Annotated in this window: 16 protein-coding genes; 10 read left to right on the plus strand and 6 right to left on the minus strand. The window is 68.1% G+C overall.

Features of this window, described 5'->3' with window-relative positions:
* The gene (locus D5S19_RS16975) at positions 1-495 is read right to left on the minus strand and encodes a hypothetical protein (protein ID WP_120024321.1); all 495 of its coding nucleotides are present in this window, start codon (positions 493-495) and stop codon (positions 1-3) included.
* A 376-nt stretch (positions 496-871) separates the two neighbouring features.
* Entirely contained in the window at positions 872-1,465 is a 594-nt protein-coding gene (locus D5S19_RS16980; protein WP_120024322.1) for a DUF3558 domain-containing protein, read from the minus strand.
* 161 nt (positions 1,466-1,626) lie between these two features.
* Between D5S19_RS16980 and D5S19_RS16985 the strand changes: the two genes are divergently transcribed.
* The gene (locus D5S19_RS16985) at positions 1,627-1,776 is read left to right on the plus strand and encodes a hypothetical protein (RefSeq protein WP_199730536.1); all 150 of its coding nucleotides are present in this window, start codon (positions 1,627-1,629) and stop codon (positions 1,774-1,776) included.
* A 152-nt stretch (positions 1,777-1,928) separates the two neighbouring features.
* Here the strand turns inward: D5S19_RS16985 and D5S19_RS16990 are convergent, their stop codons facing one another.
* Positions 1,929-2,504: a hypothetical protein gene (locus tag D5S19_RS16990; RefSeq protein ID WP_120024323.1), complete on the minus strand. Its 576-nt coding sequence runs from the start codon at positions 2,502-2,504 to the stop codon at positions 1,929-1,931.
* Positions 2,505-2,682: 178 nt separating this feature from the next.
* On the opposite strand from D5S19_RS16990, the gene D5S19_RS16995 reads away from it, so the two are divergent.
* Genes D5S19_RS16995 through D5S19_RS17005 form a run of 3 tightly spaced genes read left to right on the plus strand, consistent with a single transcriptional unit; the run spans position 2,683 to position 6,821 of the window.
* Positions 2,683-4,512, plus strand: coding sequence for an NHL domain-containing thioredoxin family protein (locus tag D5S19_RS16995; protein WP_120024436.1), 1,830 nt, complete (start codon positions 2,683-2,685; stop codon positions 4,510-4,512).
* A gap of 39 nt (positions 4,513-4,551) precedes the next feature.
* Positions 4,552-4,845, plus strand: coding sequence for a GroES family chaperonin (locus D5S19_RS17000; protein ID WP_098512527.1), 294 nt, complete (start codon positions 4,552-4,554; stop codon positions 4,843-4,845).
* 26 nt (positions 4,846-4,871) lie between these two features.
* Complete coding sequence (locus D5S19_RS17005) at positions 4,872-6,821, plus strand: VanW family protein (protein ID WP_233573993.1); 1,950 nt, start codon at positions 4,872-4,874, stop codon at positions 6,819-6,821.
* 78 nt (positions 6,822-6,899) lie between these two features.
* Here D5S19_RS17005 and D5S19_RS17010 read toward each other — a convergent pair whose 3' ends face one another.
* Entirely contained in the window at positions 6,900-8,585 is a 1,686-nt protein-coding gene (locus D5S19_RS17010; protein ID WP_120024324.1) for a bifunctional metallophosphatase/5'-nucleotidase, read from the minus strand.
* A 259-nt stretch (positions 8,586-8,844) separates the two neighbouring features.
* Here D5S19_RS17010 and D5S19_RS17015 point away from each other — a divergent pair, with 259 nt between their 5' ends.
* Complete coding sequence (locus D5S19_RS17015; RefSeq protein WP_120024325.1) at positions 8,845-9,516, plus strand: VanZ family protein; 672 nt, start codon at positions 8,845-8,847, stop codon at positions 9,514-9,516.
* Here the strand turns inward: D5S19_RS17015 and D5S19_RS32505 are convergent.
* Entirely contained in the window at positions 9,457-9,633 is a 177-nt protein-coding gene (locus tag D5S19_RS32505; RefSeq protein ID WP_199730537.1) for a hypothetical protein, read from the minus strand. The two genes, D5S19_RS17015 and D5S19_RS32505, sit on opposite strands and share 60 nt — an antisense overlap.
* Before the next feature lie 114 nt (positions 9,634-9,747).
* Between D5S19_RS32505 and mug the strand changes: the two genes are divergently transcribed.
* The 4 genes from mug (at position 9,748) to D5S19_RS17035 (ending at position 13,829) form a co-directional block, all read left to right on the plus strand.
* Positions 9,748-10,308: a G/U mismatch-specific DNA glycosylase gene (mug, locus tag D5S19_RS17020; protein WP_120024326.1), complete on the plus strand. Its 561-nt coding sequence runs from the start codon at positions 9,748-9,750 to the stop codon at positions 10,306-10,308.
* A 278-nt stretch (positions 10,309-10,586) separates the two neighbouring features.
* Complete coding sequence (locus D5S19_RS17025; RefSeq protein ID WP_120024327.1) at positions 10,587-11,372, plus strand: response regulator transcription factor; 786 nt, start codon at positions 10,587-10,589, stop codon at positions 11,370-11,372.
* 158 nt (positions 11,373-11,530) lie between these two features.
* Positions 11,531-13,375: an acyl-CoA dehydrogenase gene (locus tag D5S19_RS17030; protein ID WP_120024328.1), complete on the plus strand. Its 1,845-nt coding sequence runs from the start codon at positions 11,531-11,533 to the stop codon at positions 13,373-13,375.
* Positions 13,376-13,553: 178 nt separating this feature from the next.
* Positions 13,554-13,829 (plus strand): GlsB/YeaQ/YmgE family stress response membrane protein, encoded by a 276-nt coding sequence (locus D5S19_RS17035; RefSeq protein ID WP_120024329.1) that lies wholly within the window; start codon positions 13,554-13,556, stop codon positions 13,827-13,829.
* Between the two features lie 40 nt (positions 13,830-13,869).
* On the opposite strand, the gene D5S19_RS17040 is transcribed toward D5S19_RS17035, so the two are convergent.
* Positions 13,870-14,262, minus strand: coding sequence for a nitroreductase family deazaflavin-dependent oxidoreductase (locus D5S19_RS17040; protein ID WP_120024330.1), 393 nt, complete (start codon positions 14,260-14,262; stop codon positions 13,870-13,872).
* 114 nt (positions 14,263-14,376) lie between these two features.
* On the opposite strand from D5S19_RS17040, the gene D5S19_RS17045 reads away from it, so the two are divergent.
* Positions 14,377-15,027: a hypothetical protein gene (locus D5S19_RS17045; protein ID WP_120024331.1), complete on the plus strand. Its 651-nt coding sequence runs from the start codon at positions 14,377-14,379 to the stop codon at positions 15,025-15,027.
* Positions 15,028-15,111 lie beyond the last annotated feature (84 nt).

Raw genomic sequence — 15,111 nt, forward strand, 5'->3', positions numbered from 1 at the left:
TCATCCTCGCTTGTTGAGGCTGTGGGTGTTCGCCTGGTCCTGCTGCTCGTACCGATCAATGGCCTGTTTCAGCTGATCCGCGTAACCCTGGGCGTAGGCCTGCTGCTGGGTGAGGCTGGCAATGTACGCGTCAGCGTGACTGTCCGCGGCCTTTTTTTGCATAGTGCTGGCCGGGTCCTCGGCAGGCTGTGAGACCTGCTTCAACTGCTGTCCCTTGTTGATCATCTTGAACAGCTTGTCTGCGATGTCCTGCCAGTCCGGAAGTAGCGATTTCATGGCGTCGATGTCCATGACGAAGCGGCCGCCCGTCGCGGCGGCGTTGATCTTGGCGTCCTCGGCAGCGCGCTGCTGGTAGATGCGCGCGCCGGTCGAGTTCATCGCCTCGTTGTACTGCTTGTCCTGCCGGTCTCGCTCGGCCTTCTCCTCCGGGCTAATGTACCCAGCGCGCCCATTGGCCTGCTGTCCGTTACCTGATGACGACTGATCGTTGCCCACAGTAACGCTCCCCCTCGTTCCCCGACTTCCGGCCGCATTGTCTGCGGCTGCCGACACTTCCACGGGAGCATAGTCGGTTAAGGTTCCCTCGACGGGCGAAATCCCTCGGTCGGTAGCACCGGGCCGAACCAGCCTGGGCCGAAGCCGCTGGTGCAGACCGCTGACCTTGGACGCCTGCACCATCGCCGCCGCACCGGCATAGGCCTGCCTGGCCGAGTCGGTCTTCCCGGTACTGGCTCATCTTGCCCTGGAGCCGCAACATCCGATCCGCGATGTCGTCGTGCCGCTGGGACAAACCGGTCGTCACCGTGGCGCCGTCGTACATGCCCTTTGTCGTGGTTGACCAAGTCGACGATCTGTTGCGGAGTCAACGCCATCATGCACCAGCCTTGATCGTAGTCACCGCGGCTTCGGCAACTTTCCGCACCAGCGAGCACGGGTCGCTGTAGGAGGGTGAATTCTTGTTGAGGACTGATCCGACAGTGAAAACCTCGCCGTTCGTGACACCGACAGCAATCTGGCAACCGCCATCATCGCGATCGTCATGAACGGCGGAAAACACAGCAGGGTAGCCCGAGACGTCCGGGGTTCCCTGGAAGTAGCCTGTGGTGGAACCGACGCTGTTCTTATAGGTGGTTGCCAGACCGCCTTGCCCGGGGAGAAAACCGAGGCTGACGCCGCTGTTGTGGCGGTCAAACCAGGTACAGATGGGCGCAATGCTGCTGGGGTCTTTGCTGCTGCGCGTGGCACCTATGAACTCAGTGGCTTGTGCTGGACTGAGCGCAGAGCACGGATCCTGTTCGTACCTGGTGACGTTCAATGGGCTGGCAACTTGCGGGAGGGGCGGCCCGGTACTGAGGGGCGCGCTGCTCGATGGTGCCGGACTGGGTGTGCCGGGTGTGGGTGAGCAGGCGGTGGCGGTGATGAGCAGAAGACCGGTTGCTATGGTGCGGGCAATGGGTTTGGTCACCTGATTATCCTCGCTTGTCCAGTCTGCGGGTGTTCGCCTGGTCCTGCTGCTCGTATTTGTTGATGGCTTGCTCTAGTGCCTTATCAAGGAACGTTGACGTTGTCATCGTGTCGTGTGGACGTCTGGGCTGGTGATCGCGAGGCTTGCCGGTGGAGGTGGCCATGGCACGTAAGCCGGAGGTGTTCGCGCGGTCGTTGGAGCCGCAGGAGGCCCAGCGGCTGGTGAAGATCACGAGGTCGACCCGCGAATCGGGTGCGGCTGCGACGGTCCGGGATCGTGCTGGCCTCGTCGCAGGGCCTGTCCGCGGGTGAGATCGCGGTGATGTTCGCGGCGACCGAGGGGTATGTGCGGGAGGTGCTGCGAACCGACGTGACCAGTCACCGCCATCGAACAATGAGGAGCCTGTGTACGCCAAACAGGGAACGGTTCATCAGCGAACCACCGAAGAGGGCAGAACCCATCCTCACTCCACGAACCGCGACCAGAACTCCACCCGCCGCACCCCGCCCGCCGGCTCCGGGCCCAGTGGTTCCCCGCCGAACTCGTGCCGTAGGTAACTCCGCAGGTCCCAGCCGTAATACACGACATCCGTCTGGTACACCGACAGCACCGGCAGCCCCGGCTCCCCGCGCAAACCCGGCAGATACCGGTGCCCACACACGGGGACCAGCTGCGGGACCGTCGCCAGCTGCCGCCGGGCCGCGGCCAGTGCGTTCGACAGCACCCGCGGCCGGGCGCCCCACTCCGGCAGCCACAGATCGTTGTGCTCCACGTCGTATAGCACGCCGTCGACCGGCCAGTCGAGGCGTTTGCGCAGTTGGTCGGGGTTGCCGTGCAGCCAGTCCGGCCAGCGCTGGCCGACCGGCACCCCGGCGGTCAGGAACACCCGGTGGTCCGCGCTGAAAGTGAAGCCGAACTGCTCCTCGACGTCGTCGAGCTCCGCCGCGGTGAGGCCCGGGCGCAGGGGTTCGCCGAGGTCATGCTGGAGGAGGCGGGCCTCCTCCACGGTGAGCGCATCGCCCGGCTGAACTGTCGACATACCGAGAAGCGTACGGAGCGGCCACCGCCCGCCGCGCGTTCTTTTCCGAGGAATCGCCGGCTCCCTCGGCGGGGTGAGGTTCTTCTCTCAGGCCGTGGATATCGGAACCCGGCGTGAGCAGATGTAGTTGACTCATCTTGTGACTTCCTCACCGCCGGCACCGCGGCCGCAGGCCCGTGTGCGCGCACCCGAACTCGTCGGCGACGTTTGGCTCAACACCGGTGGCCACCGGCTCACCCTTGCTGAGTTGCGCGGACGCGTCGTGCTGCTGGATTTCTGGACCAGCGGCTGCGTCAACTGCCTGCACGTGCTGGACGAGCTGCGTCCGCTCGAAGCCGAGTTCGAGGACACGCTGGTCACGGTGGGTGTTCATGCGCCGAAGTTCCAGCACGAGGGAGAGCGCGCGTCGATCGAAGCGGCCGTACGTCGTTACGAGGTGCACCACCCGGTCGTCAACGACCCGAAGATGGAGCTGTGGTCGCAGTACGCCGTACGCGCGTGGCCGACGCTTGTCGTCGTGGACCCGGAGGGCTACGTCGTACACGTCGCGGCCGGCGAGGGGCACGGTGAGGCCTTGCGACGCGTCATTGGCGACCTAATCGCGAAGCACGACGCGAAGGGCACGCTTCGCCGTGGTGGCAGCGCGTACGTGCCGGTCGAGGAGCAGCCTGTCGAGCTGCGGTTTCCGAGCAAGGCGGCGGTCACGGCGGGCGGGCGTGTGCTGGTGGCCGACACCGGGCACCATTCGATAGTCGAGTTCGCTTCGGACGGCGAGACGGTGATCCGCAGGTTCGGCAGCGGTGAACGCGGGGCGAAGGACGGACCGTTTGACCTCGCGAGCTTCACGGAACCGTCCGGCATCGCCTTGCTGCCCAACGAAGTCGCCCAGCGCGCTGGCTACCATGCAGTCGTCGCGGACACTGCCGGGCACCGGTTGCGCGGACTGGACCTCAACACCGGCGAAGTGAAGACCGTCGCCGGCACCGGGCGGCAGTGGCGCGACGGCACGGATACCGGCAAGGCGCTCGACATCGACCTGACCAGCCCGTGGGACGTCGCCTGGTGGGGCCCTGCCGGGGGCGTCGTGGTCGCGATGGCGGGCAACCACACACTGAGCGTGTTCGACCCTGTCGAAGGCGGCATCCGGCGGTTCGCGGGCACCACGGTGGAAGGCCTGCGAGACGGCGACGTGCACGAAGCTTTCTTCGCGCAGACCTCCGGCCTCGCGCCGGACGGGAACCGCCTGTGGCTCGTCGACGCCGAAACTTCCGCCTTGCGCTGGATCGAGCCCGAGGGCGAGTCCTTCACCGTGCAAACCGCGGTCGGCGTGGACCTGTTCTCCTTCGGCCACGCGGACGGCCCGGCCGACCAGGCGCTCCTGCAGCACCCGCTGGGGCTGACCGTGCTGTCAGACGGGCGCATCGCGATCGCCGACACCTACAACGGCGCCATTCGCCGCTACGACGCCTTCACCCGCGAAGTCGCGACGCTCGCGACCGGCTTCGCGGAGCCACAGGGACTCATCCTGCACGACGGTGAACTCCTCGTGGTCGAGTCGGCAGGCAACCGGGTGACGCCGGTGGGCGGGAACGGCCGCGCAACCACGGTGACGGGTGCCCGTGCCGCATCGAGCCGTCCGCAAACCGTGCTGGCGCCGGGGAACGTCGAGTTCTCCGTGGTCTTCACCCCGCCACCGGGCGAGAAGCTGGACGACCGCCACGGCCCGTCGACGCGGCTGGAGATCACCGCGTCGCCGCCGGAGCTGCTCGCCGACGGCGGTGGCGTCGGGACCGATCTGGTCCGCCGCATCCGATTCGCCGAAGGGGTGTCCGAAGGTGTGCTGCAAGTGGTGGCGCAGGCGGCCAGCTGCGACGACGGCGGTGAGCACCCGGCCTGCCGGATCACCCGGCACGACTGGGGCGTCCCGGTCCGATTCGCCGAATCGGGCGGGCGGAAGCTGGAGCTGGTGATGGCGGGCGAGCCCGCCGAGGCGGCCGCAGGCCAGTAGGATGGCCTGGTGTCTCCAACTCCCCAGCTTGAGATTCAGATGCTGCAGGACCGCGTGCTGGTCCGGCTGTCCCCGGAGGAGGGCGAGCGCCGCAGCAGCGGCGGCATCGTGATTCCGGCGACGGCGCAGGTGGCGCGCAGGCTGGCCTGGGGTGATGTACTGGGAGTCGGCAACAGCGTGCGGAACGTCAAGCAGGGCGACCGTGTGCTCTTCAACCCCGAGGACCAGTTCGAGGTCGAGATACAGGGCGAAGGGCACCTGGTCATGCGGGAGCGCGACATCCACGCGGTGGCCACCGAGCGGACCGAACACGGCACGGGGCTCTACCTGTAAGCACCCGCACCCGGGGGAGGCAGGCATTGCGCGAGGAAGAACCGGCCTTCCCGGCCGATGACCTGCTCGGCGAACCCGGGTCCGGCGCAGGGCACGGGCCGGAATCCCCGCGGTGGAGGGAAGCACGATCCGGGCCCGCACCGTGGTCTGGACCGCAACCCGACCCCCACACCCAACGCCCGTTCGAGCCGGAACCCGGTCAGGGCACCGATTCCGGCCTCGACCTCGCCACCGAGATCTTCGCCGTGGCCGGGGAAGGCCCGCCACCGCCGGACACCCCGCTGCGGCGATTCCGCAGGCGGCTCGGCCGCACCTTCATGATCGTCGGCTGCCTGCTCGGCCTGTTCGTGGTGTGTTACGCGATCGACCTGATCAGCAGCGCCGGCGACGTGCCCCGCGGCGTGCAGGTGGCCGGGATCGACGTCGGCGGTCTCTCCTACGCCGAGGCGGAAGCCAAGCTGCACAACGAACTCCAGCCAAGGCTGACCCGGCCGGTGGCGGTGCACGCGGGGGACGTCACGTCCTCGCTGGTGCCCGCGCAGTCCGGCCTCGGGCTCGACTGGCCGGGCACGCTCAAGCAGGCCGGGCACCAGCCGTGGAGCCCGATCACGCGGGTGCTGTCGTTCTTCACCACGCGGGAAGTCGGCGTCGTGACGCGTAGCGACCAGCTCCAGGTCGAGCAGTCCGTCCGGCAGCTTGCGCAGGACAGGCTCGACCACGCGATGACCGAGGGCAGTATCGGGTTCGTGCCGAATGCGTCGGATGGTGTCAACCCGTACCCGGTCGAGCCGCGGCAGGGCCAGCAGCTGGCCGACGTGCCCGCAGCCGTGCAGGCCGTGGTCGCCGATTGGCTTTCGCCGCGCGGGGTTTCGCTCAAAATGGCGGTCACCCCGGCGAAAGCCACCTCCGCCGGGGTCCATTCGCTGCTCGAAAGCGTCGTCGTGCCCGCGGTGTCCAGCCCCATCGTCCTGCACGGGCAGGGCAGGGACGCCACGCTGAAACCGGCGGCGATCGCGGCGTCGTTCCAGTTCGTGCCGCATGACGGCGGCGCTCTCGAACTGCGCGTCGACCAGGCGAAGCTGCGCCGGGTGGTGCAGAAGGACCTCGCTTCGACGGAGACCGAAGCGAAGGACGCGCAGATCACCTTCGACACCGGAGCGCCGGCCGTCACCCCGTCCATAGACGCGCGAAAGATCAACTGGGGCAACACTTTCAAGCCACTCACCGACATACTGGCGAAGCCGGCCGGGCGCGAGCTGACGGTGGCTTACGACGCGAAGAAGCCGGATTTGACCACTGACAAGGCCAACGCGCTCGGCGTCAAGGAAGTCATCGGCGAGTTCACCACGGGTGGGCTGAGCGGGCCGGCCGCGGCGAACGTGAGCACGCTCGCCGGCCGGATTTCCGGCGTGGTGGTGAAACCGGGCGAGACGTTCAGCCTGAACGCGCATCGCGGTGACGGTTACGCGGCGGCGCCTGCGGAGGAGGACAGCAGCGGGCCGTCAGTGCCCGGCGGCGGACTCTCCCAACTTGCGTCCACTTTGTACAATGCGGCTTACCTGGCCGGGCTCGACGACGCCGGACACGTTGCCCAGGAACACTTTCTCGGCCGCTACCCCGCCGGTCGCGACGCCGTAGCGGTGGATGCCTTGGGCAATGCGGTGGACCTGAAAATCGCCGGCAACGACCAGACCGGCTTCGCGATTCAGGCAAGTGCGAGCGGCGGCTCGGTGACCGTGAAGATCTGGGGCACCCGGCACTACCGCATCGAAGGCCGCGGCGGTGGCGAGACGAACGAAGTGCCGCCGACCGTTCAGATCGGTCCCGGCGCAGATGGCGCCTGTCAGGCGTCGCCGGGCTCTGCCGGGTTCAGCGTGACCGACACCCGGGTGTTCTACGACCTGGCCGGTGGCGCCGAAATCCGCGAGGAAAGCCGCACCACGACGTACTCACCCCGGCCGATCGCCATGTGCTGAGCCGCGACCGCACCGGAAAAGCCGTGAAGGGACCCTTCACAGACTCAGCGTCCGTGAAGGGTCCCTTCACAGACCTGCCTACTTGACGGTGATCCGGTCCGCCGGCGGCGGGGCGAGGCCGGGGTGCGCACCCATGTAGGTCAGGAACGCGTCGAGGTCGACCGGTCCACCCGCGAGGTCGGTGCCCTTGGTGAACTCGGTGAACCCGTCCCCGCCCGCGGCGAGGAAGTTGTTCACCGACACCCGATACGACGCCGCCGGGTCGACCGGCTTGCCCTCGACCGTGAGGTCGGAGACGCGGGAGCCGACCGGCGCCGACGTCGAGTACGAGTAGTGCAGCGAACCGGACACCTGTAGGATCTTCGTGCCACCCGACTGGCCCCACTGCTGTTCCAGCACGTTCTTCAGGTTCGCGCCGGTCAGCGTGATCGTCTGCATGATGTTCGCGAACGGCTGCACGGTGAACGCCTCGCCGTAGGTCACCACGCCGTCGCCCTCACCGGCCGGTGAGGACTTGTAGGTCAGATCGGCGCGGATACCGCCCGGGTTGGTGATCGCGACGACCGCGTTGTTCGACTTCGTCGCCTCCAGCTGCGCGTCCGCGAGCACGTCGCCCAGCGGCGATTCCCCGGACGGCCCGCCCGCCGCGGGCAGATCCGCGGTGATCGTGCCGACCTGCTTGTTCGCGATCGGCGCGGACTTCGCCTTCGCCTCGTCGACGAGCTTCTGCGCGGCCGGGTCCGCGGGCACGTCCCGGGTGACGATCTCGTTGTGCGCCTTGGTCTGCGACCGGACCACGTCGCGGGTGCGGCGGTCGATCTTGAGGTCCACCACGGAAAGCAGCCGGCCGAACGAGGCACCCTGCAGCACCGGCCGGGGCTGGCCCGCGGGATCGTTGATCACGCAGTTGTACTGCTGGTGGCTGTGCGCGGTGAAGATCGCGTCGACCTTCGGGCTGACCTGCTTGGCGATTCTCGAGGCCGCGCCGTCCGGCTTGACCTTGCAGTCGTCCGGGCCCGCCCCGGACTGGCCCTCGTCGCCCTGGTGCAGCAGCACCACCTGGGCCTTCACCCCGAGCCGGTCGAGCACGTCCGCAGTGCGGTTGATGGCGGGTACCTCGTCGCCGAACTTCAGGCCCTTGATCGCCGCGGGCGTGACGACCGAGGGCAGGTCCTTCAGCGTGGCGCCGATGATGCCGATCGGCACCCCGTCGGACTTCTGCACGCTGAACGGCAGCAGCGCGGGCAGCCCGTTGTCGAAGGTCACGTTGGCCCCGAGGATCGGGAACCGCGCGCCGCGGTACTTCTTGTCGAACTGGCAGCCGTCGGTCGGGTGGCAGCCGCCGAGCTGCATCCGCAGCAGCTCCTGGTAGCCCTCGTCGAACTCGTGGTTGCCGACCGCGGAGGCCTTGACCCCCAGCTGGTTCATGAAGTCGACGGTCGGCTCGTCGTGGAACAGCGCGGAGACCACCGGCGACGCGCCGACGTTGTCGCCCGAGGACAGCACGATCGAGTTGCGCACCTGCGATTCGAGCTGCTTCACGTGCGTGGCGAGGTAAGCGGCGCCGCCGGCTGCCACGCTGCCACCGCCCGGCAGCGTGACCTTGCCGCCCGACCCTGACGGCGGTTCGAGATTGCCGTGCAGATCGTTGAACGTGATGAGCCGGACGTCGATCGGCTGGGCCGCGGAAGCGGGCGCGCCCGCGAGGGCCACTGCGGCCACCGCGACGGCACTGGCCGCCGCGAGCCGGGTGAAGACCTTCATGTTTCCTCCGGTTTCGCACCCGTTGTCCCCTGGTACGGGTGCCCGGCGGTGCAGTCTGCCCAATTCGTCCCGTCCTCACCAGGGGAATGCGGACGGAAAGGGGGAATCGTCACCAGTCGTTCCACTTCCGGACCCGGGGCGGTCCGGAAGTGGCGGCCATCCGGTCAGGTCCGGGTCGGCCGGATGGCCGATCCGGCTCCGCGGGCGTTCGGCTCTTCGACCGAAGTGCGGGCGGGGAAAGCTCCATAGCGTTCTTGTCATGACGAACGCACAGGTCACCGCGCTGCAGTACGGCCTCGTCGGGTTCCTCGCCCTCTGGGCGATCGTCCTGGTGCCGCAGCTGGTCCTGCAGTTCGCCAGGTACGGGCGGCTTCGGCTGCGCGGCATCGTGACCACCGCGGCCGTCCTGCTCTACGCCGCCTTCGGCCTCGCGGTGACCTTCCTTCCGCTGCCCGGCCCGAACACCCGGCCGCTGGAGCAGACCGTGCAGCTGCACCCGTTCCAGTGGATCGCCGACATCCATACCGAACTGCTCAAGCACGGCCTTTCCGCGGCGCACTGGATCACCACGCAGACCTTCCAGCAGGCCGTGCTGAACGTGCTGCTGTTCGTGCCGCTCGGCCTGTTCGCCCGGCTGCTGTGGCGCCGCGGGGTGGCAGGTGCGCTGCTGATCGGCGGCGCGGTGTCACTGGCCATTGAGATCACCCAGCTCACCGCGAACTTCGGCACCGCCCCGTTCGCCTACCGGATCTTCGACGTCGACGACCTCATGACCAACACCCTGGGCGCCGGCCTCGGCTGGCTGTTCGCCGCGCTGCTGCTCGCTCTGTTCCCGGTCTCCACGCGCCGGGTCTTGGTAAGCCCGTTCTCTTCAACCGTCCGCCTGGAGCTGCCCCGGCGCGAGCGGGTCGGTCTCACCCAGGCGCGCTAACCGGGCCTGCCGCGCCCGCGCGGCCCGCCGGGCGATCCGCCGGTCTTCGGCCACGACGATGACGGTGGCGATCGCGATGATCAGCGCCACCAGTCCCAGAACCAGCCAAAGCTGCAAGCGGAAACCTCTCCTACGACGTTGTGCGAGAGATCACACAGGCTACCCATTCCGGTGGTCGCTTGGCCACCCCGTGTGGCGCCCGGATCGGCCTGCCGGACGAGACTGGCCGCCATGTCCGTCAAACCGACCAGGGACCAGCTGGCCGCCGCACCCGGCAGCCGGATCCCGGACGTCCTCGAACCCGGCCTGGACGTGCTGTTCTGTGGGATCAATCCGGGGTTGTGGTCGGGCGCGCTCGGTTGGCACTTTGCCCGGCCTGGCAACCGGTTCTGGCCCGCGCTGCACGCCGGCGGTTTCACTCCGCGGGTGTTCGACCCCAGTGAGCAGCGGGCCCTGCTCGGCCTCGGGCTCGGCATCACGAACGTCGTCGAACGGGCCACCGCGCGAGCCGACGAGCTGAGCAACGAAGAACTCCGGGACGGCGGCCGGGCGCTGGTGGAGAAGGTGCGCGAATATCGCCCGCGCTGGCTGGCGGTCGTCGGGATCACCGCCTACCGGGTCGCCTTCGGCGAACCGAAGGCCCAGGTCGGACGCCAGGAGCGCCGGCTGGGCGGCACTGGTGTCTGGGCACTGCCGAACCCGAGCGGGCTCAACGCGCACTGGAGCGCCGCCAAGTTGGGCGAGGCGTTCGGCGAACTGCGGCAGGCAGTGATCGAGAGCTGCGAAGCGTAGCTGAGAACCACCGAACGGAGTACACCCTCAGTAGCGAACGGGGCCATTCGGCAGCGTCGGATGCGCCGAATTCCCGCAGTTCGCGAGGGGTTTTCTACGGAAAGTTTGCTGCAACCGCTCGATACGGCCATGAGGGGGAAACCGCGTCACAAGCCTCGTCCCGCGGGGTCGAATGAGTGACAAGGTGTCGTTTCCGTTCGGTCCCGGCAGGGGGGATCGAAGGCATGCCGAGGGGGTGTGCCGGTCGTCGGGAACGACCTCGAGGACGGAGGCCTCAGATGCGTGGCATCGAGCCCCATCGAACGCCCATCGCGCCGGGACAACAAGCCGGCGGTCGCAGTCTGGGGGTGGCCGTGGTCGACCCCATCCCGCTGTTCCGGGAGGGGGTCGCGTCGATGGTGCACCGGACGCTCGGCCTGCACTGGTCCGGGCAGGCGGCCAGTCACCACGCGGCGATGCAGCTGTGCGAACAGGTGCGGCCGGATGTGCTGATCGTGGATTCCGCGCTGGATCCGAACTGCCATCTGGTCAAGATGCTCAACGCCGGTGATCCGGCGCTCGTGCTGGTGGTGCTGGTGCGCGACACCAGCCGCACCCAGCAGTACCTGGCCACCGCGATCGCCGCGGGTGCGCACGCGATCGTGCCGCGGGCGGTCGACGCCCGCCGGATGGCCGAGGCGATCCGGCGCGCGCACACCGACCGGCGCTACATCGACCCGGCGCTGTCCGCGCTCACCGCGCGGCCGAAACGGCAGCCTGCCGGGGTCGCTCCCGGCGACGGTTCGCTCGGCCAGGGGAAGGCCGTCATGCCGTTGTCCCGGCGGGAATACCAGGTGCTGCAGCTGGTCGCGGAAGGGCTGGAGAACTCGGCGATCGCGAAACTGCTGTTCCTGTCCGTGGAGACGGTGCGGACGCACGTCAAGAGCATCCTGCGCAAGTTGTCCGCACGCGATCGGACGCATGCGGTGACCATCGCGTTCCGCGGCGGCATCCTGGTCCCCCAGCTCGACGATCACCAGGCCGTGCTGCCCGCGCAGAACTCCGTGGCGCGTAGCACCCGGTGACCTCGATCGCCTGGTCGTCGGCGGGTTCAGGGGAGATCGAACCCCTTCGGGGAGTGCCGTCGCTTGCCCTGGTTACTGGTAGGTAATATCCTGATATTACCGGCGAGTAAGGGAAGCTGTGCCCGGCCGGAAAGCCGAACACGACACGGAGTGACGACATGGGCCACTACAAGAGCAACGTTCGCGACCTGGAGTTCAACCTCTTCGAGGTACTCGGCGTGCAGGAGCGCCTCGGCAAGGGCGTGCTCGCCGATTCGGACGAGGAGACCGCTCGGGGCGTGCTGTCCGAGCTGAACCACCTCGCCTCCGGCCCGCTCGCCGAGTCCTACGCCGACGCGGACCGCAACCCGCCGGTGTACGACCCGAAGACCTTCAGCGTGCAGCTCCCCGAGTCGTTCAAGAAGAGCTACCGGCAGCTGCTGGACGGCGAGTGGTGGCGGCTGGGCCTCACCAACGAACTCGGCGGCCTCGGCATGCCCCCGACCGTGCAGTGGGCCGCGGCCGAGCTGATCCTCGGCGCCAACGCCCCGTTGTTCATGTACCTCGCGGGCCCGGACATGGCGATGGTCGTGCACAAGAACGGCACCGAAGAGCAGCGGAAGTGGGCGCAGCTGATGCTCGACCACCGCTGGGGCGCGACGATGGTGCTCACCGAGCCGGATGCGGGCTCCGACGTCGGGGCCGGCCGCACCAAGGCGGTCAAGCAGGAAGACGGCAGCTGGCACCTTGACGGTGTGAAGCGGTTCATCACCTCGGCCGAGCACGACCTGACCGAGAACATCATGCACCTGGTACTGGCCCGCCCCGAGGGGCTCGGCATCGAGACCAAGCCCGGCACCAAGGGACTTTCGCTGTTCCTGGTGCCGAAGTTCCACTTCGACGGCGAGACCGGCGAGCTGGGCGAGCGCAACGGCACCTTCGTGACCAACGTCGAGCACAAGATGGGCATCAAGGTGTCCACCACCTGCGAGCTGACCTTCGGCCAGCACGGCACCCCGGCCAAGGGCTGGCTGCTCGGCGAGGTGCACGACGGTATCGCGCAGATGTTCCAGGTCATCGAGTACGCGCGGATGATGGTCGGCACCAAGGCCATCGCGACGCTGTCCACCGGCTACCTGAACGCGCTGGAGTACGCCAAGGAGCGCGTCCAGGGCACGGACCTGCCGAACATGCTCGACAAGGCCGCTCCGCGCGTGACCATCACGCACCACCCGGACGTCCGCCGTTCGCTGATGCTGCAGAAGGCCTACGCCGAGGGCCTGCGCGCGGTTTACCTGTACACGGCGTCGTTCCAGGACCAGCTGTGGACCGGCGAAGGCGACGAGACCACGCAGAAGCTCGCACACAGCGTGAACGACCTGCTGCTGCCGATCGTGAAGGGCGTCGGCTCCGAGCGTGCGACCGAGCAGCTGGTCCAGTCCCTGCAGACGCTCGGCGGCTCGGGCTTCCTGCAGGACTATCCCATCGAGCAGTACCTCCGCGATGCGAAGATCGACTCGCTGTACGAGGGCACCACCGCGATCCAGTCGCTGGACTTCTTCTTCCGCAAGGTCGTGCGGGACAAGGGCAGGGCGCTCACCTTCCTGGCCGGCGAGATCACCGCGTTCATCGAGTCGGAGACCGGCGACGGGCGGCTCAAGAACGAGCGTGCGCTGCTCAAGCAGGCGCTGGAGGACACCCAGGGCATGCTGGGCTCGATGATCGGCTACCTGACGTCCTCGCAGCAGGACCCGCAGAACGTCAACAAGGTCGGTCAGCACACGGTCCGGTTGCTGCTGTCGGTCGGTGACCTGCTGGTCGGCTGGCAGCTGCTCAAGCAGGCCGGGATCGCCGTCGCGAAGCTGGACAACGGCGCCTCGGCCAAGGACAAGCCGTTCTACGAGGGCAAGCTGGCCGTGGCTTCCTTCTTCGCCAAGACCGTGCTGCCCGAGCTGACCGCTCGGCGCGCCATCGTCGAGGCCGCGGACAACGCCCTGATGGAGGTCGACGAAGCGGCCTTCTGACCGGTCTCCTTGCTCGCGGCGGATTCGGCCGGGATTCCCGGCCGGGTCCGCCGTCGGCGTTCTCCCGCCAGGGTGACTTCCCGGGCCTGGGCTGGCCTTATCCGCCGGTCGAGCGGATTCTGGGTGAACCGGTCAATCCGGGGTACCCGGTGCGCAACGACCCGGAGGAGGAATTCCGATGGCTGTATCCGGCATCATCAGCGCCGTCGTGATCGGCTTGATCCTCGGTGTGCTGGGCAGGCTGTTCGCACCCGGCAGGCAATCCATCCCGATCTGGCTCACCATCGTGGTGGGGATCGTCGCGGCCTTCGTCGGGACCGCGATCGCCCGCGGCCTCGGCTACGCCAACACCAAGGGAATCGACTGGCTGGAGATCATCACCCAGGTAGCGCTCGCAGTGGTCGGGGTCAGCCTCGCGGCCGGGCTCTACGGCAGGCGACGGGTGGGGCGGTAGCGACCTCGGCCGTCCACTTCGGACAGTCTGGAGTGGACGGTCAATCCCGCTTGTCCGCGCGCGTTTTCAGTACCAGGAAATCCGTCACGCCGACGAGGCCGAGGACCTGCCGAACCCCGGCAGGCATCGAGCGGCGAGACTCGTCGTGCCGGAGTTCCGGCTCCGTGACGCGGTAGGTCCGGCCGCGTGTCTGAAGTTCGGCGCCGCCGGCCGCGAACACGTTGCGCACCCAGTCGGTATCGGGCCCGTAGGTGAGGGCGACGAGAAACCCGTCACCGGTGCGGAACACGTTCAGCGGTGTGCGGAACTCCCGGCCGGACCGACGTCCGCGGTGTACGAGCACGCCGAAGCCCGGCAGGACCCCGGCGAACGGTTTCGTGATCCGGTTGGTGACCTTGCGGTTGAACCGGGCGATCTTTGCGGGCAGCACCATGGGTCCAGCATAATCCAACGCGCGTGGAATTACGGGGTGATGGCGTGTACCGTCTCGTTCCCCCGATCTGGTGAGATAGGAACACACACCGATTCCGACGCGGGGAGTTTGAGCATGTCCGACGAGTGGCCGCTGCGGCAGGACCCGGAGTCGCCGGTGATCATCGCGCACGCACTGGTCGAGGACCCGGCCCGGCTGGCCTTCGCGGTACTCGACGATGACGACGACTGGTTCGTCAGCGACGGCGCCGAGTTCGACGAGGATATGGACGTGAACCGCCGGCTGTTCGGCGCCCTCAGCCTGCGCGAGGCCGTCGAGCTGCTGCCCCACCTCACGGCGCTGTCGCCCTTGCCTCCCGGCATGGCCGCGGACTGGGACCCCGACCGTTCGACCTGGCTGCTCAGCTCGGTCGCCGACTCCGATGACGTGGCGGAAGACCGCGAGATCCGCGAAGCCCGCATCGCCGCCTGGCAGCATCCCGGCTCCCCGGTGGACGAGGTCCAGCTCAGCACCGCCCTCACGGAGATCCCCACGACGAGGGATGCGCCGGCCCGCGCCGTTCGCCAGGTCGTCCGCGAACCCGACGGCTCCTGGCTGTTCGTCGGCTTCGAGGTCCCGGAGGAGGAGGACTTCGAGGTGGAAGGCTTGGAGCTGGAGCACGTCACCCGGCTGTATCCGGATGTCGTCGGCGTGCTGCGGGCCGCTCCCGGGCAGGTGTTCGACCGCTCTGCCCCGGGTTCTCCTTGGGAATTGGTCGAGGGCTGATCTCCGCTCCGTGGGGGCCGTCTGCGGTTGCTGACGCCGGTAAACCGGCGTATATGCGTGTAGCGATGTGCAGACAGGCACGAT

Source organism: Amycolatopsis panacis (genome assembly GCF_003600245.1).
GTDB lineage: Bacteria > Actinomycetota > Actinomycetes > Mycobacteriales > Pseudonocardiaceae > Amycolatopsis > Amycolatopsis sulphurea.